This window comes from Dictyobacter alpinus (genome assembly GCF_003967575.1).
In the GTDB taxonomy this organism is placed as follows: domain Bacteria; phylum Chloroflexota; class Ktedonobacteria; order Ktedonobacterales; family Ktedonobacteraceae; genus Dictyobacter; species Dictyobacter alpinus.
In genome coordinates this window covers 836,187-860,562 of record NZ_BIFT01000002.1, presented here as the reverse complement: position 1 = coordinate 860,562, position 24,376 = coordinate 836,187, and the positions used below count along the sequence as shown (strand labels likewise).

At 50.6% G+C, this 24,376-nt stretch carries 19 protein-coding genes; 14 read left to right on the top strand and 5 right to left on the bottom strand.

Annotation, left to right across the window (positions count from 1 at the left end):
* Positions 1–13: 13 nt before the first annotated feature.
* The 3 genes from EL633_RS25890 to EL633_RS25880 form a co-directional block, all read right to left on the bottom strand.
* Positions 14–343, bottom strand: a complete 330-nt coding sequence (locus tag EL633_RS25890) for a PadR family transcriptional regulator (RefSeq protein WP_126630170.1) — start codon at positions 341–343, stop codon at positions 14–16.
* 125 nt (positions 344–468) lie between these two features.
* Positions 469–693, bottom strand: a complete 225-nt coding sequence (locus EL633_RS25885) for a DUF8691 family protein (RefSeq protein ID WP_126630169.1) — start codon at positions 691–693, stop codon at positions 469–471.
* Positions 694–805: 112 nt separating this feature from the next.
* Complete coding sequence (locus tag EL633_RS25880; RefSeq protein ID WP_126630168.1) at positions 806–3,997, bottom strand: winged helix-turn-helix domain-containing protein; 3,192 nt, start codon at positions 3,995–3,997, stop codon at positions 806–808.
* 361 nt (positions 3,998–4,358) lie between these two features.
* Here EL633_RS25880 and EL633_RS25875 point away from each other — a divergent pair, with 361 nt between their 5' ends.
* The 10 genes from EL633_RS25875 (at position 4,359) to EL633_RS25830 (ending at position 15,811) form a co-directional block, all read left to right on the top strand.
* Positions 4,359–5,684 carry an acyl-CoA thioester hydrolase/BAAT C-terminal domain-containing protein gene (locus EL633_RS25875; protein ID WP_161982442.1) on the top strand — a complete coding sequence of 442 codons (1,326 nt, stop codon included), beginning with the start codon at positions 4,359–4,361 and terminating at the stop codon, positions 5,682–5,684.
* 429 nt (positions 5,685–6,113) lie between these two features.
* Positions 6,114–6,695 carry a TetR/AcrR family transcriptional regulator gene (locus EL633_RS25870; RefSeq protein ID WP_126630166.1) on the top strand — a complete coding sequence of 194 codons (582 nt, stop codon included), beginning with the start codon at positions 6,114–6,116 and terminating at the stop codon, positions 6,693–6,695.
* A 78-nt stretch (positions 6,696–6,773) separates the two neighbouring features.
* Complete coding sequence (locus EL633_RS25865) at positions 6,774–7,529, top strand: SDR family oxidoreductase (protein WP_126630165.1); 756 nt, start codon at positions 6,774–6,776, stop codon at positions 7,527–7,529.
* A gap of 640 nt (positions 7,530–8,169) precedes the next feature.
* Positions 8,170–8,991 (top strand): phosphate/phosphite/phosphonate ABC transporter substrate-binding protein, encoded by an 822-nt coding sequence (locus EL633_RS25860; RefSeq protein WP_161982441.1) that lies wholly within the window; start codon positions 8,170–8,172, stop codon positions 8,989–8,991.
* A gap of 57 nt (positions 8,992–9,048) precedes the next feature.
* The gene (locus EL633_RS25855; RefSeq protein ID WP_126630163.1) at positions 9,049–10,035 is read left to right on the top strand and encodes an LLM class flavin-dependent oxidoreductase; all 987 of its coding nucleotides are present in this window, start codon (positions 9,049–9,051) and stop codon (positions 10,033–10,035) included.
* A 23-nt stretch (positions 10,036–10,058) separates the two neighbouring features.
* Positions 10,059–11,081, top strand: coding sequence for an NAD-dependent epimerase/dehydratase family protein (locus EL633_RS25850; protein ID WP_218027584.1), 1,023 nt, complete (start codon positions 10,059–10,061; stop codon positions 11,079–11,081).
* Positions 11,082–11,277: 196 nt separating this feature from the next.
* A complete protein-coding gene (locus EL633_RS25845; RefSeq protein WP_126630162.1) occupies positions 11,278–11,826 on the top strand; it encodes a hypothetical protein in 549 nt (182 codons plus the stop codon).
* 54 nt (positions 11,827–11,880) lie between these two features.
* Positions 11,881–13,302 (top strand): flavin monoamine oxidase family protein, encoded by a 1,422-nt coding sequence (locus EL633_RS25840; protein WP_126630161.1) that lies wholly within the window; start codon positions 11,881–11,883, stop codon positions 13,300–13,302.
* 445 nt (positions 13,303–13,747) lie between these two features.
* Entirely contained in the window at positions 13,748–15,346 is a 1,599-nt protein-coding gene (locus EL633_RS25835) for an alpha-amylase family glycosyl hydrolase (protein WP_126630160.1), read from the top strand.
* Between the two features lie 144 nt (positions 15,347–15,490).
* Positions 15,491–15,811, top strand: a complete 321-nt coding sequence (locus EL633_RS25830) for a MazG nucleotide pyrophosphohydrolase domain-containing protein (protein WP_126630159.1) — start codon at positions 15,491–15,493, stop codon at positions 15,809–15,811.
* 112 nt (positions 15,812–15,923) lie between these two features.
* Here EL633_RS25830 and EL633_RS25825 read toward each other — a convergent pair whose 3' ends face one another.
* Positions 15,924–16,994 (bottom strand): baeRF10 domain-containing protein, encoded by a 1,071-nt coding sequence (locus tag EL633_RS25825; RefSeq protein ID WP_161982440.1) that lies wholly within the window; start codon positions 16,992–16,994, stop codon positions 15,924–15,926.
* Positions 16,995–17,233: 239 nt separating this feature from the next.
* Here EL633_RS25825 and EL633_RS25820 point away from each other — a divergent pair, with 239 nt between their 5' ends.
* Entirely contained in the window at positions 17,234–17,530 is a 297-nt protein-coding gene (locus tag EL633_RS25820; protein WP_126630157.1) for a hypothetical protein, read from the top strand.
* A 304-nt stretch (positions 17,531–17,834) separates the two neighbouring features.
* Entirely contained in the window at positions 17,835–18,356 is a 522-nt protein-coding gene (locus tag EL633_RS25815) for a hypothetical protein (RefSeq protein ID WP_126630156.1), read from the top strand.
* A gap of 82 nt (positions 18,357–18,438) precedes the next feature.
* On the opposite strand, the gene EL633_RS25810 is transcribed toward EL633_RS25815, so the two are convergent.
* Positions 18,439–19,038: a hypothetical protein gene (locus EL633_RS25810; RefSeq protein WP_126630155.1), complete on the bottom strand. Its 600-nt coding sequence runs from the start codon at positions 19,036–19,038 to the stop codon at positions 18,439–18,441.
* 355 nt (positions 19,039–19,393) lie between these two features.
* On the opposite strand from EL633_RS25810, the gene EL633_RS25805 reads away from it, so the two are divergent.
* Positions 19,394–22,687, top strand: a complete 3,294-nt coding sequence (locus EL633_RS25805) for an ATP-binding protein (protein ID WP_126630154.1) — start codon at positions 19,394–19,396, stop codon at positions 22,685–22,687.
* 276 nt (positions 22,688–22,963) lie between these two features.
* A complete protein-coding gene (locus tag EL633_RS25800) occupies positions 22,964–24,376 on the top strand; it encodes an FAD-binding oxidoreductase (RefSeq protein ID WP_126630153.1) in 1,413 nt (470 codons plus the stop codon).

Genomic DNA, 24,376 nt, shown 5'->3' with positions numbered 1-24,376 from the left:
CAACAGATTTCCTTTACAATAAGTTCTCCAGCACGCGCTTCGCGTACTCCCAGTTGCTTTTGTTGCGCTCGTACGTCGCTCTTCCTTTTTCAGTAATCCTGAAATATTTTCGTCTTCCGCCCTGAGATTCATCGCCCCAATACCATTCAATATCACCATCCACCTCAAGCCGCCGGACGCTGGAGTACATTGTGGCTTCCTTTAATTCATATTCACCACTCGAGCGCTCAGCAATCAGTTTGACAATCTCGTAGCCGTAGCGGTCAGCTTCCGATAAGAGTCGTAAAATCATCGTATCGGTATGTCCGCGTAGCAGGTCGGAGGTTAGTTTGTTTTCACTCATATCATCACCTCGTATTTGAAGTATACGTCATATTACTATGATTGTCAAGGTAGTATTTCAGTGATGATACTTTGCTTGATAAACCAGCACCCGGTTCTTTCTTTGACATCTCTTATAGTGTTTCTTTATGGTTGCTCCTCTTGCTCGAATAAGAACTGGTCGGTGTCCAGAGAGAGCAGAACAAGCCCGAGACTTTGAATTTTCAGGAGGACCCGATAGAGCGCCGCTTGATCGGGCAGCGATCCTTGCAACACTGTTCCGCCGGAAGTCTCGGTCAAAAGAGCGAGCGGCTCAAACCATTCTTGCCAGGATGGGTCCAGCTCTTCCTTGATAGCAATATGGCATCGCATGTGCGGTTCCATCCTCCTTTCGTTCAGGATGGTTGAAGTATAAAACCCCATCGGGTGAGTTGTGATCGCCCGATGGGGTGGTTGTGAGGGGGTGAGAGAAGAAGGAAGAAAATTAGAGCAAGGACAAACGCAGTGCTACCTTGCTGGCCTCGATGCGATTGTGGACGTCCAGCTTTCGGTAGAGGCTCTGGACATGGGTTTTCACGGTATTGAGCGAGATAATCAGGATATTGGCTATTTCTGGATTGGAGCGCCCGGCGACGAGTAGACGCAGCACTCGTTGTTCCTGTTCACTTAGTGGTTCCGGGAGCACTGGTATCTCTCCTTTAGACGGGGTATCCTTCACATACAGCGTATTGGATTCCTGAGTAAAGGCTCGCAGGAGGGTATGCGTGAAGGAGAGTAGGGAGGTCTCGCGCAGTTCTGGCAGTAACGTTAGCATCAACGCTTCCATGGCAGAGCCTTCATCCAGAAAGACGCGTTGAAAATTCTCTGGTTGTGCCAGTTTCAAGGCCTGGAGGAGCGAGGACCTGGCCTGGCTATGTTGCTGACAGGCAACATGGGCCAGTGCCTCCAGGATCTGAATGTTGAGCACGCTCTGCGTGCGTCCTTGAGATTGGGCCTTCTCTTTCCAGAAGGCCAGATCTTGTAAAGCCGTCTTCTCTCTCTTTTGTGCTATGTGCACACGCGCAAGGAGAAGCGCTTTTTCCTGCTGGTACAAGAGTGGCAGGCTGTGCTCTTGTGCGAGAGACGGGGAACCGATAACCTCTTCCCTGGCCTGTGTCCATTGCTCGACATTGGCTAGATCCCCCTGTGCCAGTTGTATCTGTAATCGAAACGTGCGTATGGTACTTAAAGGGCAGGGGAAACGTGCATGCTTTTCCCATTTCAAGAGCAGATCGAGAGCCTGGGTAGGCTCTCCAGAAGCCCGCAGCAGGCGAGCCTGAATGAGTGCTCCCGATGCCAGAACGTGGATTTCTTTCTCTGGCTTCTCTCTTAATGTCCGTGCCTGGGACAGATACTGCCGAGCCGCGTCGATTTTATTGTGTTCATACGCAAGCTGTGCCAGGCAATGAAAGGCCCAGGAGACGAAGAACGGCTCGGTATTCCCTGTTTCCAGGAGAAATTGCTGCCGGATAAGATTTTGATCTTCATCGATGTGACCCAGTGCTTGATGGAAGTAGTGCGAGGCCCTGTGCAGTTCACCTTTTTCCAGGCATACCTCACCCAGGAAGAGAGCTGCCCCGAAGGCGCCGGCATGATCGCCGAGATTTTTTAGCTGCTCGTACCCATCAAGAAGGTACCCCCAGGCCACCTGCACCTCACCCGCGAGCAAAGCTTCAAGACCCCTGGTTAAAAGATTATTAGGATACATGAGATTCTGTTCTGTCAGGAATGGTTGGGCCTGGTGGGTTAACGCAAACAGATGTATCAAGTCTTCCTGAAAAAAGGCAAGGACCGCGTGAAGCTGCAAAGCATCCCCACGCCGTTCCCATTGTTCTCTAGCCTCAAAGCCCTGCTCTGCCCACTGGAGGAGCTGCTCGGAACGTATCCAGGTATCAGATGAGCGCCGATCGGTCGTCAGCATCAAAGCCAGTGTCGACTGGAAACAGAGTTCTGGTTGAGCTTGCAGTAACTCATCCGGTATGCGTCTCAGCCAGGAGTCGACCAGGGGATACTCATTGCGAAAGTTATGAGGAGCCACAAAACACTCAATCAACGTCGTTGCACGGGAGAAATGCTCGCCTCTGAGAGCTGCTTCAATCGCCTCTGGGAGCAATCGCTGCTGCTCATACCATTGGCTTGCTTTGCTATAAAGCCCACTCACCACTGTTGCTCCCAGGCGGAGGCGGGCTTCATGCTGCATCGCCTGCGCCCACAGGGCGTGATAGCGATACCATTGCCGACTCTCGTCGAGGGGTTGGAGAAATAGATTGGCCCGTTCCACCTGTTCAAGCAGGCGGTCACTATCCTCTCTGCCTGTCAGAGCATCGCAGAGCGAGGCACTCAAACGGTCGAGCCCGCTGGTCAGCAACAAGAAGTCTTGTAACGTTTCAGGCAGGATTGCAAGGACCTCTTCGCGCAGGTAATCGAGCAGGTAGCGTTGGCTACCGCTGAGTGTTTGCACATAGGCGGACGGATCGGCGTGTTTCTGGAGCACGAGGGCCGCCAGGTGCAGGCTAGCAATCCACCCTTCCGTGCGCGCCTGCAGCAACTCGATATCTCTTTCCGAGAGAGCGATCCCCATACGCTGCGTGAGAAAATCCTGCGTTTCTTCCTGGGTAAAGCACAACTCGGTATGGCGGACCTCTCCCAGATGCCCGCGTACGCGGAGGCGAGCGAGGGGAAGGTCGGGCTCTGTGCGACTGGCTAGCAGCAGATGCACATGTGGTGGTAGATGCTCTATCCAGAAAGTCAGCGAGGAGTGAATCGTTGCTTCGTTGATGACGTGATAATCATCCAGAATCAGCAGGATGGGCGAGGTCTCCGTGTGCTGGTCAGCTAGTTCATTGAGCAGGGCTGTCAAACTGGTCGCTAGAGGAGCAGACGCCTGTATCAGGCTAAGTGCGTGTTCCCCGATCTCCGGTCTACATCGGCGCAGGGCTTCAATTAATGAGGTCCAGAAGCGTGTCGGATCATTGTCCATCTCCTCCAGAGGAAGCCAGGCCACTGATTGAGGATGCCTGTGTGCCCATGTCGCCAGTAAGGTGGTCTTTCCCCAACCGGCCGAGGCTGAGAGCAGGGTAAGTGGGCGAGAAAGGGCGGCATCTAAAGCCGCGAGCAACCGTTCTCGCACGACGAGCGTGGCAGGTAAATGTGGTGGAGAGAGCCTGGTCATTACCATCATGAGGCTGGGTTCACGGAAATCGCGGCCATGCTGCACAGTGCTGGAAGGAGTTTCTTTCCCACCAGTCATGGGCTGCGAGGAGACAAGGGAAGCAGATCGGGGTGAGGGCTGTAGTGAAAACTCTGGCTTTCCCTCCTGGTCCTGGAGATCCTGAGCCGCCGCCTCTAAACGCGCCAGTGTCACGACCTTACTACGTCCGAGATAGCGCTTGCGCGTACTACCTGAGCTTGTGTGGTAGGCATACCAGTAGCCGCTACCGCGTGTGCGGGACTCTTTAAGCACATTAAGGTGACCAGATTGCCCCTGGAATGAAAACGCAGCATGTGCCGTTAGCCAGGCGTGCCACACCTCCTCGTTTTCGGATATGATCGACTGCGGTGGATGTTCAGGTGTATGAAGAACATACGTGTGGCCTTCGGCAGACCACATGAGTGTATAAACTGATGATTTTGGCATAGGCTCCTTCCTTGTCCACAACATCTACCTCCCCAACTCCCCAACATGGATGAGTATAGCATGTCACTTGAAGCTGATACAAGCGCCAATCATACCCGGAACTTGCTTGCTAATTAACGCCTGTGCAAGTTTTCCACATACCCACTCTTTTGAAGAGGAAAATGCTCAGAGAGATAATTAGCATAATACGGGATATTTGATCACAGGATATCGCTTATAGAGACATATTGTATGACAAAATATTTGCTACGTGGGTATATAGTGTATAATTAGAAATACTATATATTTCGAGAAATGGCCTATAGAGTACTCTGTTTTATACGGTATTGGTTTTACTTGTATGAGAAAGAAAATAGAACGCATGATTGAAGAAAAAAAGAGCATGCCCTCTTGTCAACTGGCGGTTATGCCCCAAAGGGCACTTGTTGATGAGCCCTTATCTATGCGTCTTGCAGGTTTGCAGCCGCGCCAGACCGTTACTGTGCGCACCCGTACGCAAGATGGTAGCTTAAAAACGTGGGAAGCCTTTGCGACATTTATCGCAGATGAGCAAGGAACGGTGGATGTATCCACTCAAAAGCCGGTGGCTGGCACGTATGACACCATTGATCCATTAGGATTATTGTGGTCAATGTCCTGTACCGATGCGAAGAGGCCCATCTTTTTTACCAAAACCAAACCAACTTCTCTCCTCATTACCTTAACTGCCGAAGTAGAGGGAACCATCGTTGCTTCTACTCAAATTGAGCGGTTATTTGCGGCACCTGGGATGAGAATTGTACCTATACAGGAGCGTGGCCTGATTGGCACACTGTTTCTACCTGCCGCATCTGGTCCACATTCAGCAGTGATTATCCTCAATGGTTCTGATGGGGGGATGCGCGAGCATGCAGCCGCTTTATTGGCCTCACATGGCTATGCGGCCCTGGCTCTGGCTTACTTTGGTGCCGAGGAATTGCCTGCCGGACTGCTAAATATCCCACTTGAATATTTTGAAAAGGCACTCGTATGGTTACAGGCCCAGGACGATGTAGATGAAGAAAACATCGCCGTGATTGGTTTATCTCGTGGTGGAGAGCTGGCCCTACTTTTAGGTAGCACCTTTCCCGCCATCAAGGCCGTAGTTGCCGGTGCCCCCAGTGGTATTATCCAGTCCGGCATAAAAAATAACACCGATTTTTCAGACCCCGCCTGGACCAGGCAGGGTCAGGCGCTACCCTATGTATCATACAAAAATACATTTTTGAGTACCCTGGATTTTATGTGGCATTGGCTAAGGCATAAACCATTTACCATGGTCACCAATTTCCGCAAAGCGTTAACGAGCAAAAAAGCAATGGTAGAGGCTGCTACTATTGCTGTTGAAAGAATACAAGGACCAATTTTGCTGATCTCTGGTGGCGATGATCAGCTTTGGCCGTCAACGCAATTTTCTCAGTTGATAATGGAAAGACTTGCGAAGTATAACCATCCTTATGAGTATGAGCATCTGCATTATGAGAAGGCTGGACATTTTGTTTGTTTCCCGTATGCACTGCCCTCTTTGCCTCCAATGATCATGCTTTCACCTCTCGCAGGCATGTATCTCGGGTTTGGCGGCACGCCGGAGGCCAATGCCAGTGCAGCAATTGACTCATGGCCTAAAATGCTGACATTCTTAGCCAGTGCGTTGAAACAGTCAAGCTGATAACAGGGGCTCTCAACAAAATTTGATTGGCATCTACATGAACTTGTTCTAAGAGAAAGGTATAACCATGAATCTGGTGCCTCTGATAAAGACACAGAGTCATCTTCTGATCATTACCCTTATGGGAACATTTGTTGAGGAGGTCGTGAAGGAGCAAGGGCGTTGAATTGACGTTTCACGTGTTCTTTCTAGTATCTTTCTAGAAACAGAGGAAGTCATGAGGAGAGGTAGCGTGCAGATGATGAGACTAAAAGCCACCCAGGTAGAGATGAGCATCTTTTGTCTCCTTTTCCCTTTCTGAGAGGAATCCTGTAATGGTGTGAGTCGTGGAATTCTCGTAGGATGGGGGGAGTGTGAAGAGGTGCATTTCTTTCTTGACTCTTCATTCCAGAAATGCTATACTCCTCTACAAGGAGGATCAACAACGAGATGGCACGACCAAAGGAATTTAATCGCGACCAGGTGCTTGAGAAAGCTATGGGTCTATTCTGGGAAAAGGGATACGATGGGTCTTCTGTCGAGGACCTTGTTCAGTGCACAGGCATTGGACGAGGGAGTCTCTATGATACCTTTGGTGACAAGCATGCACTCTACCTTGCTGCTCTTGATCGCTATATGAGTGCCTCTAGTGGACCGCTTACCGCTTTGCAGCGCTACGAGGGACCATTCCGCGACGCGTTGCGGGATTTTTTTGAGGGGCGTATCGAAGAAGCGTTCAGTGGTCCAACGCGTCATGGCTGCTTTATGGTCAATGCTGGGATTGAACTGGCCCCGCACGATTCAGAGGTCGCGGCAAAAGTTCAGGCCGGGCTTGATGAAACCGAGGAAGCATTCTATCATGTTTTGATCAAAGCGCAGGCTACCGGTGAGCTTTCCTGGAAGTCCGATTCCCATCGACTGGCTCGCTTTTTGCTCAATACACTGCTCGGTATTCGTGTGCTCTCACGTGCTCATCCTGATCGTCAAATGCTTCAAGATATTGTAGAGACAGCATTAGCAACGTTGGGCTAATTTTTTTGCATTTATTCTGTAATGATTGTTCAATAATTAGCTCGACTAATATGCAACACATGAAAGAGAGAGATAACTATGAAGACACTTCAAGGGAAAGTTGCCCTGGTCACCGGTGGCAATAGCGGGATTGGCCTGGCAACGGTGAAAGCATTCCATGAGAACGGGGCCAGGGTCGTCTTTTCCGGACGTGACCCTGAGTCACTTGCGGCAGTCGCTAGAGAGCTAGGTTCAGATGTGCTGGCAGTACAGGCTGATGTCACCAGGTTAGGTGATCTTGACATGCTGATGAGCAGTGCGTATGAGGCCTTTGGTAAGTTGGACATTCTGTTTGCCAACGCGGGTATCACGGGCGGCAACAAAATTGAAACCGATACAGAGGACGTTTTTGATCGGGTCGTGGACACTAATTTTAAAGGAGTGTATTTCACGATCCAAAAAGCCCTGCCTTTTTTGAACGATGGTGCGTCGATCATTCTCAATGGATCAATTTCCGCATTGATCGGAAGTTCCAACGGTTCTCTCTATTCGGCGAGTAAAGCGGCTATTCACTCCCTGGCACGGACGCTCTCCATCGAACTCCTTGAACGCCATATTCGTGTCAATACCATCACGATTGGCCCGACCGAGACACCTATTCTTGGCCGTGGGGGAATTGCAGATGACACTGTTCAGCAAGTCAAGAACACACTTGCTCAGCGTTTACCGATCAAGCGCATGGGGCGTCCAGAAGAGATCGCTAATGTTGCAGTTTTCCTGGCTTCCGATCAATCCTCCTTTGTTGTTGGGTCAGAGATTGCCGCAGATGGCGGTTTATTGATCAACGCATTATAAGTTTGGCAGATATTGTTACTTCGATGTGCGGCTTCGTTAACAGATAACAAAGCCGCACACATTCTGCTTTTTGATGAAATGTTTTAGTTTACCTTGAAGTTACTTTTTTTATTGTACGTATAGAGAAACATGAAAAAGCCCTGCGTGTGCGTGAAAGAAGCTTGACAGAATCTTTTTTCTTTTCTATACTTGACATTGTTGATCAATTTAATCGAAAATAATTGCCCGGCACATTGAAAACAACTGTCAGAGGCATTGAGAGCAGGATTTGAACATGAAACGGTATCGTTTGGACCTACATGCACATCATGTCATGCTTGCGTGGGTAAGAACACGTCCGGTGTGGAGCATCGCCCCCAATCTGTGTTGGCGTTTATGGGACCAGGCATACATTGCCGCCACGCTTTATCTTCGTCAAAACTGCCATTATTACTTTGTGTGTCTCTGTTGTTGGTAGTTGTCTCCCCTGATGACCGTCGTACGCTTGTTTCTTTCGCCATCATTTTTAGCGAACGCGTAGCTTTTTCTCCGTTCTTAACGAACGAGAGTGACGGGACCCGAAACCTCCGTTTGCCAGACGCTTCTTGCGTACATTTTGCAGCAGAAAGGGTACATGCTCTTTCTCTCATGGAGACAGCCGATGAATGATACCACTCTTATTTTTGAGACGTTTCTCATGCCGACACTGTACAAGACGTATCAGTATATTACAGAATACATTGAACGTGTACTACACATACCAACTCTTCTTCTGAACGGAGAGGGCCTGGATGATTTCGAGGGAGGATATGCTGATGCTGGTTTTATGAGTGCGAATGCGTACCTCCAACTTCAGAGCCTCTATCCCAGGTCGGCCGAACTGATTGCCATGCCACTGCAGCCAGGGGAGCACGAACAAGATTCCAGCCCCACCTTTTTTGATATTATCGTCCGTAAAGACAGTGGACTCACCTCGATTAGTGATCTGGAATATGCTACCTGGGCCTATCATGTGGGGATATCTCAGGTAGAAGATTGGTTTCGCGACGAGCAAGGCATCTTGCCGATCCAATTCCATAATATGGTCGAAACCCCTTCTCAGGCCCAATCAATGCGATCTGTGCTGGATGGCAAAGTGGATGCAAGCGCCATTGAGGGACGTTTGTTGGAACTGGCATGGCGTAACAGCCCACACATAGCCACGCAATTGCGTGTCATTGGCACATATAGCTATACCGCCAGTCCTCTTGTCGTGCTGGCTGCTCACCTGGAACCTCTGGTGAAGGACAGAGTCCAGAAAGCCCTCCTGGGCATGCACCAGGATCCCTTTTTCGCACAGCAGTTGCGGGAGGGACTGATCGAGCGTTTTCATCCTGTTTCTAGCATGTACTCTCAACCTTTACGTAGAAGTATTGAGGGTGTTAACAACCCTCCTCTGCCAATGCCGCTGAATACCAGGCAGCAAGGTATTGGTATCGGGTAGCGTTGATGAAAGTATAATCTCACATATCATGTGAGGAAGAATTGGCGGAGGAAAACTATGCGTTTCTCGCTTTTCTATAATTTTGATATCCTTCCCGGTAAATCAGTGCCCGAACTGTACCGGGAAATTGAGGCCCAGGCTGTGGCCGCGGACGCGCTTGGTTTCGACGCCATCTGGTTAGCTGAGCACCATTTTGATCTGTATGGTCGTATGCCTGATCCGCTGCTCTATCTTGCACGGATCAGCGCTATCACCAGGCAGATTGGCCTGGGCACGGCTATTATTGAAGCTCCTCACTATAACCCGTTACGCCTGGCCGAGGATGCAGGTTTGTTGGATATCCTCTCGAATGGACGGTTACGTCTGGGAGTGGGATCGGGAGGTGCCAACAAACCGGTTGAGTTTGCTCACTTCCGCATTCCGATAGAACAGAAGTCAGCACGTACCCTTGAAGTCATTGAGATTCTCCGTCAGGCCTTTGATACTGGTCGCATTGATTTCGAAGGGGAATACTACCAGTATAAAGGTGTTGAGATTCAGCCCAGGCCTGTTCAGAATGCGCGCCAACTGCTCTGGCTGGCGGCCGGGAACGGGACTCCTGAAGTCGCGGGGGAGCTTGGATGCCATCTCCTCGTGCCACGGGTAGGACCTGTCTCACGTCATCAGCAAATCATCCGCCGCTATCAGGAGACATTGGGAAGGAAGTCGGGCTTTGTTTCCGTGTTACGTTTTGTCTATGCGGCTGAAACTGAACGAGAAGCGCAAGAACAGACGCGCCGCACGATTACTCGTTATGCAAAATATGATTGTGGTATTGATTGGAATGGCCATACTGACACGCAGGAGTATCTTGACCTGCTCAATCGTTTACACGCAGTGATTGGTACTCCTGACCAGATCATAGGACGATTGCAGCAGTGGCAGCAGGAAATGCCTTTTGAAGAGGTTATGTGTCAGCTTTACGCGGCTGGCATGCAACATGAAGACTCACTGCGCTCGCTTCGTTTACTGGGGAGCGAGGTATTGCCACGCTTGCAAGCATAGAATGAAAAAGGAAGAAATCATCAATGAGCATGTCAGATTCCATTGAGCAAAAACGGCCGCGTCCTTCCTGGATTCCCAAACGTGTCTTTATCAGTGGAGCATCAGGTTTTGTTGGTCGCTCACTTGCAGCACGGTATAAGCAACTGGGCAGCGAGATACGTGGAGTCGATAAGGTTGCCGATGTGAAAGAAGGCGTGATTGCAGGAAACACGGCTCAAGCAGGAGCATGGCAAGAACATGCACAGGGGTGTGACCTCTTCATCCATGCTGCTGCGATCGTTTCCTTTACCCATGATCCTCAGAATATATGGGAAGTTAATGTGCGTGGAACCCGTCACGCCCTGGATGCAGCGATTCGAGGTGGTGTGCAACGCTTTCTGCATATTTCTTCTGTTGTTGCCTATTCTTTTGACTTTCCACCAGACGTTACTGAACGCTATCCTGTTCGCTGCAATGGTGTCCCGTACGTTGATTCAAAGGTCATGGGTGAGCAGGTTGTGCTCCAGGCTCATGCAGCGGGCGAGATGGCTAGTACAATTGTTCGCCCCGGCGATATTTATGGTCCTCGTTCACGCCCCTGGACAACCCGGCCAGTCAGATTGATTACGTCTGGTTCGTTGGTCTTGCCGTTACAGGGCAAGGGTATTTTTACACCAGTCTATATTGATACCCTGATCGATGGTATTGTGCTTGCGGCAGGCGCAAAAGATGCTGCTGGTCACGTCTTTAATATTACCGATGGGTATGGTATAGAGAATAGTGCCTTCTTTGGTTACTATGCCCGATTGCTGGGAAAAGAAATTCCAGTTGTGCAAGATAGCCGCACCCTATTACTCGCCTTGAAAGCCATGGTGGTAGACCGCGCCAAAAAGAACATGGGGAGAGAGAGTCAATGGAATGAAACCGGAGTGCGTTATCTCTGTAGACGCGGTACCTATTCCATTGAGAAGGCGCGCAAATTGCTGGGCTTCGAGCCGCGTATCGGTATTGATGAGGGAATGAAGAGAACAGAGCAATGGCTTCGCGCAGAAGGATTGGTGGAGTAAAATTCTCGCAAATTTAGAAAACCTCCTCGATACATCTGATGTTTTTGTATGTTTCATTCACAACCCCTGGTAAGATACGCTGCGATGTTACTCCCCCCATTTTAAACAGCTTTCACTCTTGTTCTGTCGTGTATATGTATGACACTATGGAATAGAATATATTCACTATTTTGATCTGTTGAAAGGAAGCTCTATTATGCAAGAGGCCGTCGCGTCACCACTTGTTGGTTGGGCAAATTTTTATGTTATCATTGGCTCCGCAGCCGCGGCATTGACTGGATTAATGTTTGTGGTCGTCACCCTGGTTGCAGGGTTGCGAAGGAGAAGATCGAGCGAGACACTTGGGGCCTTTGCCACACCAAACGTGGTGCATTTTTGTACCGTGCTCCTCATCTCTGTAACACTCAGTGCTCCATGGCATGTACTCTGGAATGCTGGTCTGATACTTGGCCTCTGTGGTTTAGGAGGGGTTGCATATGTTGTCATTATTATACGGAGAACGCGCCGTCAGGATAGCTACGAACCGGTCATGGAAGATTGGTTGTGGCATGTCGTGATCCCATGTATTAGCTATATGACGCTTATTGTTGCAGCTGTGCTACTCTCCAGTCATGCGGTGCCGGTCCTGTTTTGCATCGGGGCATCTGCCATACTGCTCTTGTTCGTTGGCATTCACAATGCCTGGGATACCCTGACCTATATTGCCATCGAGCAATATCCAGTGGAACAGAAAGGTCAGGATTAGCATCACCCCGACTGGTTTTCTTATATTTTTTCACATGCTTCATAGGAGAAGGATATGGCCCAGAAGATCGCTATTATCGGAGCAGGAATCGCGGGGCTCAATGCGGCCCTCACGCTACATGATGCCGGCCTTTCGTGCGATGTGTATGAAGCCTCCAATCGCGTCGGTGGTCGGATGCATTCTGATACCACCAGTTGGGCCGATGGGATGGTCAGCGAGTGGTGTGGTGAATTTATCGATGGAAACCATGAAACCATCCATCAGTTGATCAAGCGCTTCGCTATTGAGACGGTTGATCTCGGACAGACAAGCACAGATCGCGCGCAAAATATCCTGTATTTTTTTCAGCGCTATTATAGCGCGGAGGAAGTATCCAGTGAATTCAAGGCGCTGGCCCCTCTTTTGCAGCAACAGATACAAGCAGCTGGTTTTCCTACTACCCATGCCCACTTTACTCAGACCGGGTTTAGCCTCGACCAGTTGAGTGTGTATGATTGGATTGAACAGTACGTCGCAGGTGGACACAATACCGTGGCCGGGCACATGCTGGATGCTGCCTGTACAGGTTTCTATGGTCTGAATACAAACGAGCAAAGTTCTCTTAACCTGGTCTATATGTTTGGCTCACGCGACATGGTCAGGGAACCGGGCGCGATCAGGCCAGCGCAAGGGAGCAGTAAAATCGCGGGTGGCAACGAACAACTGCCGCAAGCAATTGCGCGTAGTTTGCCAGCAGGGTGTATTCACTTACAGCATGAACTGCTGTCAATAGAGCGTAAAGGCGACGTCTCACTGGTCCTGACATTCAACACAACTGATGGTCCTAAAGAGGTGGCTTACGATCGTGTAATTCTCGCGTTGCCATTCAGTACATTACGCCATCTCGATTACCAACGAGCCGGATTTGATGCCCTGAAGCGAACAGCGATCGAAGAACTGGGCTATGGTACTATCTCCAAGCTCTTCTTACAATTTGACCGCCCATACTGGTACAAGGATGGCGCCTGGCCACGCTTACACAGTGGCTTTGTCATCACCGATCTGGATATTCAGACGCTCTGGGATACCTCTATTGGTCAAGCGGGTACCCATGGGTTACTGGTGAATTATACCGGCGGACAGAGAGGAGCCGCTTATACTCCTCAAGAGTCCTACTCGACTACGGAGAAGTCGGCACTCATCCAGAGGTATGCGCAGAGCTGCCTGCAACAATTAGAGCGTGTCTTCCCCGGTATTACCCCTCACTATACTGGCAGGGCTGCATTGAGTTATCCTACTGGTGACCCGCATCTGTTGGGTAGCTACTCCTGCTGGCGCGTCGGACAATATACGCGCTTTGCTGGCTATGAAGGCGTGCGCCAGGGACCCATTCACTTCGCGGGCGAACATTGCTCCGTTGATTTCCAGGGATATATGGAAGGCGGCGCCCGGGAAGGCGCACGTGCGGCGCGCGAAATCCTTCAAGCTTTTAGCTAATGGTGGAACTCTCCGAAGAGATGCGTTGGGTCAACGAACAGAGAAGAGACGTTGCTGGTGGCGTTAATCTCTAGTAACGGAAAATGACAGACGTGTACCGAAACAAAGTCATGAGATCTCCAGCAGGACGCAATAAAAAGAAAGATGTGAGACGAAGATGTCCACATCTTTCTTTTTGTTGCATCCTGATAGATTTATTCATACATGGGAAGATGATCCTGCACTGCTTATTGAAGATATTGTAATATGAATAGAAGCACATCGATAATGAGTGCTTGCTATAGCCCACACATATTGCTGATGAGTGCACTGTAATGATGGCTTATGCGCTGCATCTGCAAGGGGAATTTTGATGCTTTTTTGCCGCTACGGAGCCCATTGGGGATTTCATGAACCTGATGCAGGATGGTGCATGCAAAAATAGAAATACAAAGAGGGAAGTTTTATGGAAAATGTTTATTCATGGTGGCAGCAGGGTGTTGTATATCAGATATATCCTCGTAGTTTTATGGATAGTAATGGTGATGGCGTTGGTGATCTCTCCGGCATTCGTCAGCGTCTCGACTATCTTCAATGGCTTGGAGTAGATGCTCTCTGGCTTTCTCCAATTTATCCTTCACCGATGGCTGATTTTGGCTATGATATTGCCAATTATGTTGATATTGAGCCTGTATTTGGTTCGTTGCAGGATTTCGATGCGTTATTGCATGATGTGCATCAGCGTCATATGAAGATGATTTTAGACTTTGTGCCTAACCATACCTCTGATGAACATGCCTGGTTTGTCGCATCACGTGCCAGTCGTGAAAGTGAGAAGCGCGACTGGTATATCTGGCGTGATCCCGCTGCCGATGGGGGCCCGCCGAATAACTGGACGAGTTTTTTTGGTGGCTCTGCCTGGGAATTTGACGCGGCCTCGGGACAATATTACCTGCATATGTTTGATGTGAAGCAGCCAGATTTGAACTGGCGTAATCCTTTAGTCCGTCAGGCTATGTATGATGTGATGCGCTTCTGGCTTGATCGTGGTGTGGATGGTTTCCGTGTGGATGTCATCTGGATGATGATAAAGGATACACAATTTCGGGATAATCCAGAGCGGCCAGATTGGAAGCCGGGTGATCCGCCATATGCACGGCAAGAGGGCATCTATACAGAAAATCAGCCCGAAGTCCATGACGTGATCCGCGAAATGCGCTCCCTGGTTGATAGCTATGGTGAGAAAGTATTTATTGGCGAAATTTATCTGCCATTACCACAACTTATGGAATACTATGGAGAGATGCTGGATGAAGTGCATCTGCCCTTTAACTTCCAATTTGTGCAGCTTGCAAACTGGCATGCACGTGATATTCGGGCGAGCGTCGATGCCTATGAGACTATCTTACCTGAAGGGGCGTGGCCGAACTGGGTATTAGGAAACCATGACCGTTCGCGTATTGCCACACGTATCGGCAGAGCGCAGTCGCGCGTCGCGCAGATGTTACTGCTTACCTTGCGTGGAACACCGACCTGCTATTATGGCGACGAACTGGGTATGGAAGATGTGGCCGTGCCGCCTGAACTGATGCATGATCCACAGGGCAAGGATAATCCCATTCATAGTCGTGATCCTGAGCGTTCGCCTATGCAGTGGAATGCCGACAGCGGTGCAGGTTTTTGTGCCGATGGCGTTACACCGTGGTTGCCATTAAGCGAAGATTATCGTCACTTTAATGTTGAGCGTGAGCAACAGGAGGAGCGCTCATATCTGACCCTGGTACAGAATTTGCTGACATTACGGCGTCAAATTCCTGCCTTACATGTTGGCAGTTATGCCTCCATTGATGTGGCTTCAGAAGAATGCTTTGTCTATGTCCGTGAGCATGCAGGGAAGCGCTATGTGGTCGCCCTCAACTGCTCCAATGCCGATCAGGCGCTCTCACTGCCTTTTAAAGAAGGAACTATTATGCTTTCAGCCAGCCTTGAGCGGACAGGTCCTATCGCGCTCGAGGATTTTGTGCTGCCGGCCAATGATGGCTACTTAATCGAGATCGCTGACTAGCAACAGGTATCTGGTGTTGTGGTAAAGAGTATGCCCTGCATATTTTTTGCCACAACACCATTGGGTATGGTAGTTACACATAAACTCAGTTGTTTTTAGCGAGCTTCAGACTTATTTTTGCTATATATAAGGAAGGGATTAGCTATGGCTGACTTACCTATACATCCGACATTACCAGAGCTGCAAGTGTATATGGATGAGATCTGTAAAGAGCGGGGCTGGACAAAAGATAGTTATGCTGAAAAGTTCTTGCTTTTTACTGAGGAGGTTGGAGAGTTAGCGAAGGCGATCCGTAAGACACAGGGACTGTATCAGGAAAAGGCCAGACAAAAGCATGCAGAGCTTGATGAAGAGTTTGCTGATGTATTGAGCTATCTGCTGGACTTAGCCAACTATTTTCAGGTTGACCTGGAAAAGGCTTTCCGTGATAAAGAGCAAGTCAATGCCGCCAGAACGTGGGAATAGGCAAAGAAAGAGAAGCGTTCGTGGTTTGAGGCCAGAACATCTGGCCTCAAGCCACGAACGCTTCTCTTTATCATGAATGCAACCTGTCTGAGAAGACCGCGAGCAATGTGATTTACACCCAATGGGCATGGTAGCGTAATAGTGCGCCCACACCTCCCATTTCCTGCAGGACTGGATGACCTTTTACGACGTCAACTTTCGCGCCGGTATTTGCCGCCTTGCGTACAAGTTCACTACGTTGTTTCTCGTCGAAAGCAACATCGTCAGACATGAGCAGGACATCAGCCTGGCCATGATCGAGGGCATCAAGAGTTTCCTGCATGCCACTGACCGCTAATCCATTTGCACGTATAGCTTCCACAAGATTATCTGCCTGACTATGCGATGACTCCCTCTCCATATATTCGATAATCGGCTGAATTTCATCCTGCACTTCGCGGTGTGGTGTCGTAATATCAAGCTTTAATGTTTCTTCATGGACTAAAGGCTCGATCGCGCTTGAAAGTTCCTGGTGTAAAAGAGGAATAGCCACAGCATCGCCAGCCAGAATGACCCGTCGTGCCCCTTCTTGTTGGACAAGGTCCTCGATGGCGGAAGCAGCCTCGCGTGCGAACTCTTTGCGTTTGTTTTCAGCACGGCGGTGATAGCGAGCTTGATTTAAACAGGTTGCATTGCGTTTCCCATAGCCGCGAGGCGAGTCATCAGGTCCCGCGACTTCTTCAAGAAAGCCTCGACGGGTCACAAAGAGCCGTGTGGTATTGGTATCAACAATGGCTGTGATGACAGTCTCCTGTTCATCTAACAGGCGGGCCAGTTGGAAAAGATCAGGGTAAGGCTCAAACATAACCTGGTTCTGAAACGAGACGCCTGCTTCTAGCACTTCAAAAAGTCCGTAGTCAGAACAAGAAAAGATTGCCATTCCTTGTAACCATGGTTCAACATGATTTTCCATGTATGCCTGTACTTTTTCTGCATCTTTACGAAAGGCATCCAGCATAGCATGACGAGGCTGCAACGTTTTCTCAATCTCGCGTAAGCGTTTTTTCAATACAGGAGTAGACGTGCGCCGCCACGGCTGTTTACCGGACATATGGGGGCTCATATCTAAATAGATGCTCAGCACGTAGGCTCCATCAGGTTCAAAAGAAGCGAGCTTATGAAAAAGCTCTTGCGCAGTTTGCATACCATTCTCCTTGAAGGAATACGTTTGTACTGGATTTCTCATAGCCAACACGTCTCTCATAGGGAAAATGTAACGCGACAAAAATGTTCGGCTGGTCGACTTTATGGGCACAGCACATAGGTGCTTTGTGAAGAGCACTCGAGGAATCGTGTACTCGAGGAAATTTTGGTATACTTTTACCGGTGAAATGAATATCGTGTTGTTATACAGATAGTATAAGGAAATGCAGGGAAGTTATCATGATCAGTGTGAAATCAACCCTCAGGCAACCCAGTGCCTTTTTACCGTTAGCCCTATCATTTGTTGCCTTCATCCTTGTAGCAGGTTATGTTGCCATCTTCGGCGTGGTCCACGAGACCGATGAGGGAGCAGTTGCTCATATCTGGCAACTCCTCATGGCAGGACAAGTCGTGCTGATGGTATTTTTCGCTATCAAGTATGTACCGCGGAGACCAAAGCAGGCGCTACTGGTTCTGGCCCTTCAATTTATTGCAGCTCTGATTGCTTGTGCCCCGGTTTTCGTCCTTAAATTGTAACGTTTGTTTTCCCAACAAATGCCGTATATGTCACATCATTTGTTGATTATGCTTTTGTAGAGCTTCACGCCTACAACTCAACGCAGATGCGCATGCTCAATCTGCGGTCTCGCTGGTAAATTATATGAGTAATCTTTCCGCTGGTACTCGCAGCCCCTCCCCCAAGCAAGGAACGGCGATGCATTCCCCGCTTGAAACACGGGGGCTTTTTGCTCGCTTTCTGTAACAGCAGAAGGTAAAATATTGGAGTAATGGACGACAGACACTTTTACACATGTATTATGAATCGAGAGGAGACGGTGGCGTGAGTGATCTTCCTTGGCTGGCAAGTCTGCTGAAATCCAGGAATATTATTGATGGGAAGATGGCTACCCTGATTGGACGTGCGGCTCAGGTGGGGAATGTGGCGGAATATATTGCCGCAACTATCTTTCATATAGAGCTTGATGAAGCGGGAAAGCGCCGGGGGTATGATGGACGTTTTACCACAGGCTCACTTGCGGGTCAGACGGTCGATGTCCAATGGCGTCCCAGACGTGATGGGCAAATGAATATCAAGGTAGATACGCTTCCCGATTACTACCTTGTGTTTACGGGGCCAGAATCTGCAACGTCAAGTTTCTCAAATCCGTGGCTGATTGATGCGGCTTTTCTCTTCCATGGTGGTGAACTGCGTAATGCGCTTCGTGAGCGTGGCGTACAGTTAGGGAGTAGTACTAGTGTGACTGGCCCTCTATGGGAACGTGCGGAGATCTTCCCTATTTCCCGGAATACGCGTTTGCAGATCTTAGAGGATGAGCGGCAATTGCTTTTGCTGTTTCGATAAAACAAGCTCCACAATTTCCAGTCGGATAGACAGCGAAACGATTACTCGGTGGGAGAGGAAAGAAAATCAGGCCAGGCTGATCTTATGTTTCAGCCTGGAATATGCCATGTTGATTATGGAACAGGATAGAGGTTTGTCCTACGTCTAAGCGCATATCGGGGAAGGAGGCCTGTGATGAAGGGACAAAGCGAATCCGTGCCGGGACCAGATCGGCTGATGGACCAGAGAGGCGTGGTCCAAGCAATAAACGCACTTTGCTGGCATCATTACCAGGCATCTCAATGACTTCGATTTGTCCTCGCACGTTGAGCACGATAAAATGGCTTGGTTCATGTGTCTGTTCATGACCTACAAAGGCATCCATCTGAAACGTTCGTGGTCGTCCATACTGCCAATCATTATGTACTACCGTGATCCAACTGACCACTGATTGTCCCATGAGTAGCAGCAAAAGCATTATGGTCATCCCACCTACCACCAGGCTTGCTAGCGAGGCAGAAGGAAACTGTTGCCCATAGCGCATGAGAAGGGTGGTTCCAGGCAGATGTCGTGACCTCCGCGTTTTACGAGAGACGAGCGCGGTTGAAGAACGAACCCAGGTGGGAATATCGGAAGAATGGGACGATGAAATGGGTCGATGGCGCAATGCACTGCGAGGCGTCAATCCGAGTGTTGAGGACATGCGGCAGCTCCTTCATAAGTCCAATGAAATCTTTCCTTCTGGGGATAAGTGTACCTGATATGGAGAAAGATGGGGAGGCACTTATCCACCAGTTTCTTCGCGATTATGTGCAAGAGTTGTGTAAAACTGTTGAAATGTGTGGATAACCCCTTGCCTGTTAAAAGCCGGAAATGTCTCGTAGAAATGGCTTATCATGGAGAGGCTGGCCGGATCTATCTCGACTTTAGGAGGTGAAGCTCAAGGAAGTAGTAAACAAGAGTATGATATGGTAGAGTAAGGGCATTAGGGGTTCGGATGGCAAGCTCTAGCAATTGGACATATCGCGTGAGACCGAATAGGAGAAAAGGAGGATATCATGACAATGCCAATCCTGGATATCCGCTTGCTTGGCGAGTTCAGCTTGATCTATCGCGATCGGCAACTGACCAGCTTCAATACCACGCGCCTGCAATCCTTGCTCGCCTATCTCGTGCTGCATCGTGATGTTCCTCAACAACGTCAGCGTCTCGCCTTCCTCTTCTGGCCCGACACCACTGAGTCCCAGGCGCGTAATAACTTGCGCCAACTGCTCCATCAGTTACGCCAGGCCCTTCCAGAGAGCGAGCATTTCCTCTCTGCCGATATGCACACGTTGTACTGGCGTTCCGTCATGTCTTTCCACCTTGATGTCGCTGAGTTCGAAGAGGCGCTCAATCTTGTAGAGGCAGCCAGGCAGCGCAATAATCAGCACGAACTCCAGGCTGCCCTTGAGCAGGCAGATACATTGTATCGTGGCGAATTACTGCCTGGCTGCTATGATGAATGGATATTGCCGGAGCGGGAGCGGCTTCGTCAGTGTTACCTGCAGGTACTCGAACAGCTACTCCACCTCTTTGAAGTACAGGGTGACCACGCCGCTGCCATCCGCTACGCCCAGCGCTTGATCGGACTCGACCCTCTCTCCGAAGTCCTCGCGCGCCGTCTCATGCATTTGTTCGCCCTGAATAATGATCGTGCCAGCGCGTTACGTGTGTATCACAGCTGTGTTACCGCCTTGCAACGCGAATTGGGAGTAGCTCCTGACCCGGCGACCCAGGCCGCCTACGAGCAACTCATGCAGCACGCAACGCCTGTCACGCTAACCCAGCCCCCGCAATCGTTGCGTGCGGCAACCTCAACGCTCATTGGCCGAAAACCAGAGTGGGAAGCTCTGCAAGAAGTCTGGCATGCTGCGAGTGCTGGCGAAGCGTGCTTTGTTCTTGTGAGGGGGGAAGCGGGCATTGGCAAATCCCGCCTGACCGAAGAATTTCTTGTGTGGGCGAGCCAGCAGGGGGCTATCACCGCGAAGGCTCGCTCCTATGCGGCTGAGGGCCAACTCTCGCTCGCGCCCGTAACTGATTGGCTCAGGAGCGATGCTTTGCGTCCTGCTCTCAGACACCTCGATGCCGTCTGGCTTACCGAGATCGCACGTCTCTTGCCGGAACTGTTTACTGAGCAACCAGATTTGCCACGTTACGAGCCTGTGACTGAGTATGGTCAGCGCCAACGCTTCTTTGAGGCCCTGGCACATGCCATCCTCGCTGCGCCCCAACCGTTACTGTTATTAATTGATGACTTGCAATGGTGCGACCAGGAAACGCTGGAATGGCTACATTTTCTGTTGCGCTTCGACTCCACAGCACGACTGCTGATCATTGGATGCGCCCGCGAGGAAGAATTGCCAAAGACACATCCGTTGCGTACCCTCCTGCTGCATCTGCGCAACAACATACGTGTGACTGAACTGACCCTGCAACCATTGGATGCTGCAGAAACGGCCAAACTTGCATCGAAGGTGGCAAATCGTGAGCTGGATACGAGTTTGATTATGCACCTGTTTCAAGAAACCGAGGGCTATCCCTTGTTTGTGGTCGAAATGGTACGGGCCAACCTGGACCAGGTAGCAACCAGTCCGATAGAGGCTACTTACTCCAGGCGAGGGTTGTTTGATAAGGCTCGAACGCTGCCGCCACGTGTGCATGCAATGCTTGTTGGTCGCCTTCTGCAACTCTCGGTTAGTGCCCGTGAGTTGGTGGAGTGTGCCGCGATTATTGGCCGCGAATTCACCCTCGATCTTGTAGTTACTGCTGGCCTTGCAGACGTTGAAAGTGCCGTTGGTGCATTGGACGAACTCTGGCACAAACGGATCGTGCGGGAACACGGTATAAACAGTTATGACTTTACCCACGATAAGCTACGCGAGGTGGCCTATGGAGAGATCAGTGAGCCACAGCGCCGCAGGCTGCACCGTCGCGTCGCGCAAGCGTTGGAAGCCATGCATAGTGAGGGGGACCTCGACCTGGTCAGCGGCCAGATCGCAGCGCATTACGAGCGGGCAGGTATGATCGAGCAGGCACTCCCCTTTTACCAGCGTGCGGCAGCCGTGGCGCAGCACATGTATGCGAACGAGGAAGCCATCAGCCTGCTCTCGCGTGGCTTGAAGGCACTTGAACTTTTACCTCCCAGTTCAAAACGTGACCGACAGGAACTCAGTCTGCAACTGGCACTTGCCCCACTCTATCGCGTGACCAAAGGCTGGGGGACGGTGGAACTGGAGCATGTGCTTGATCGTGCCCTGGCGTTGTGCGAGACGGTTGGTGATGACGTACAACGTCTACAGACGCTCTTCGGTTTGCAATCTTTGTATATTGTGCAGGCGAAGCTCGAACGTGTGTACATGATCTCTGATGATCTGCAGAAACTGTATCAGAATTCGCTGGGGACACCATCGGTGTTTGCTGGTGCGATGTTGGCCGGAACACAACTGCATCTGGGTCGGATCACCGAGGGAAACGCGCACTTTGCTCAGATCATTGCCGCGCACGATCCTGATCAACTCCTGCATATACAAGAGTCGCAGGGAGTCAACTATGCAGTCCAGTCGCGGGCATGGCAAGCACATGCTCTCTGGTGTCTGGGATATCCACTGCAGGCACAGGAGCGGGGGCTTGAAGCCGTCAAAATGGCGCAGGATCTGGATCAGCCTTTCAATCAGGTACTGGCATTGGCATATCTGGCGTTGTTGCAGCAACTCTGTGCTGATGAGAACGTTGCCCGAGCACACGCTGAGCAAGCCTTCGCGTTGGCGAGCACGTACAAGGCACCCTACTATCGTGTCTGGGCCAGCATCTTAGTCAACTATGCGCTGGTCCTGGAGCAACCAGATGAGGAGCGCATCGGAGAGCTCCGCAACGCGATTGCCGAATTTAAAGCTTCAAGTGCCAGATTACGTCTCCCCTACTACCTTTTGCTGCTCGCGCAGGGCTATGGAAAAGCTGGGCGTATCGAGGAGGGCCTGGCAACCATTCACGAGGCGCTGACGGAAGCACGCGCCCATAACGAGCGCTGGTGGGACGCAGAACTGCATCGGTTGCGCGGCGAATTTCTGCTCATGCATGGGACTGACGTATCTGATATCGAAGCAGCATTTCTCCGCTCCATTGAGATCGCGCAATCACAGCAGGCCAGGTCGTTGGAACTGCGTGCGACTATGAGTCTGGCGCGGTTGTGGAGGACGCAGAAGCGCTTCGTCGACGGGAAGCGGCGGCTGAACGATCTGTACGCCTGGTTCACCGAAGGATTTGAGACACCAGATCTTCAGGCTGCTCGCCGCCTCCTTGCGCAATTATAATCCGTCGTCCTGTGCATAACGTTTTGCTAACGCGCATCTTACGAGAAGCATGTATCTACCCCCGTGAAAAAAGCGGCTTATCTTGGACCTCCAAACGCTTTGCTAACGCCTTCCATGTTATTCTTCTTTCAATGACCTGTGGAGACGTATGAGCGTGAGCAGTTGTTCTGCAATCATGCATCACTCGTCGCACATCCATCAGCTTACACATGCGGTTGAAATAGTGATTGTTATGAACGCTGTCTACTCACCAGGAGAGACAAGGAGAAAAGAAAAATGGCACAGCAAACTCCCTCAGTCGCGTTGCAGGAAACAGAGATTCAGGAACTGGTAGCGCATATGCGTGGAACGGTGCTCCGTCCCAGCGATGTGGGCTACGAACAGGCTCGCCACGTCTACAACGCCATGATCGAGAAACGACCGGGCCTGATCGCCCAATGTGTGGATGTCGCCGATGTAATTGCGGCCGTCAATTTTGCCCGTGAGCACAGACTGACATTGGCCGTGCGAGGCGGTGGACACAGCGGTCCTGGCCTGGGGACGTGCGATGATGGCCTGGTAATCGACCTGGCAGGGATGAAAGGGATACGCGTCGATCCGTCCGCACTCACCGTTCGGGCTGAAGGTGGCTGCACCTGGGGCGAGGTGGACCATGCTACCCATGCCTTTGGGCTCGCTACACCGAGCGGTTTCATTTCGAGTACCGGTGTGGGAGGACTGACCTTGGGAGGAGGTATCGGGTATCTCTCGCGCACCCTGGGTCTGGTGATTGACAACCTGCTGAGCGTTGACATCGTCCTGGCCGATGGCAGCTTCGTCACGGCCAACGCCGTAGAGCATACCGACCTGTTCTGGGCAGTTCGTGGTGGTGGTGGGAACTTTGGAGTCGTCACCTCATTTCTGTTCCAACTGCATCCAGTGAGCATGGTCTATGGTGGACCAATGCTTTGGCCTCTTGAACAGGCTGCGGACATGATGAAGTTCTGGCGTGACTTCATTTTGACAGCCCCCGAGGAGATCAATGGCTGGTTCGCGTTTCTCACCGTACCACCGGCTCCCCCGTTCCCGGAGCACTTGCATTTGCAGAAAATGTGCGCCATCGTATGGTGTTCCACGGCTTCAGTGGAGCGAACCGAAGAGCTGTTGAAACCCATTCGTGCCTTTCGCACTCCCGCGGTCGATTTTGCGGGGCCAATTCCGTGGCCGGTTTTGCAGAGTCTGTTCGACGCCTTATATCCGGCTGGCTTGCAGTGGTACTGGAAGGCCGATTTCTTCAAAGAGCTGAGTGATAAGACCATTGATTTGCATATGAAGTATGGAGCACAATTGCCGACGATGCACTCGACCATTCACATCTATCCCATCAATGGGGCCGCCCATCGGCCCAGCACGAGTGAGACAGCATTTAGTTACCGTGACGCCAACTTCGCTGAGGTGATTGTCGGGGTCGATCCCGATCCGGCCAACAATGAGCGCATGATTGAGTGGGCCAGGGATTACTGGATGGCCTTGCATCCCTATTCGGCGGGAGGGGGCTATGTCAATATGATGATGGATGAGGGTGCAGAGCACGTGAAAGCGGCGTACCGCGATAACTACGCCCGGCTGGCACAGATTAAAGCCACATATGATCCCAGCAATCTGTTCCACGTGAATCAGAATATTGTACCGATCAATAAAGGGAAATAA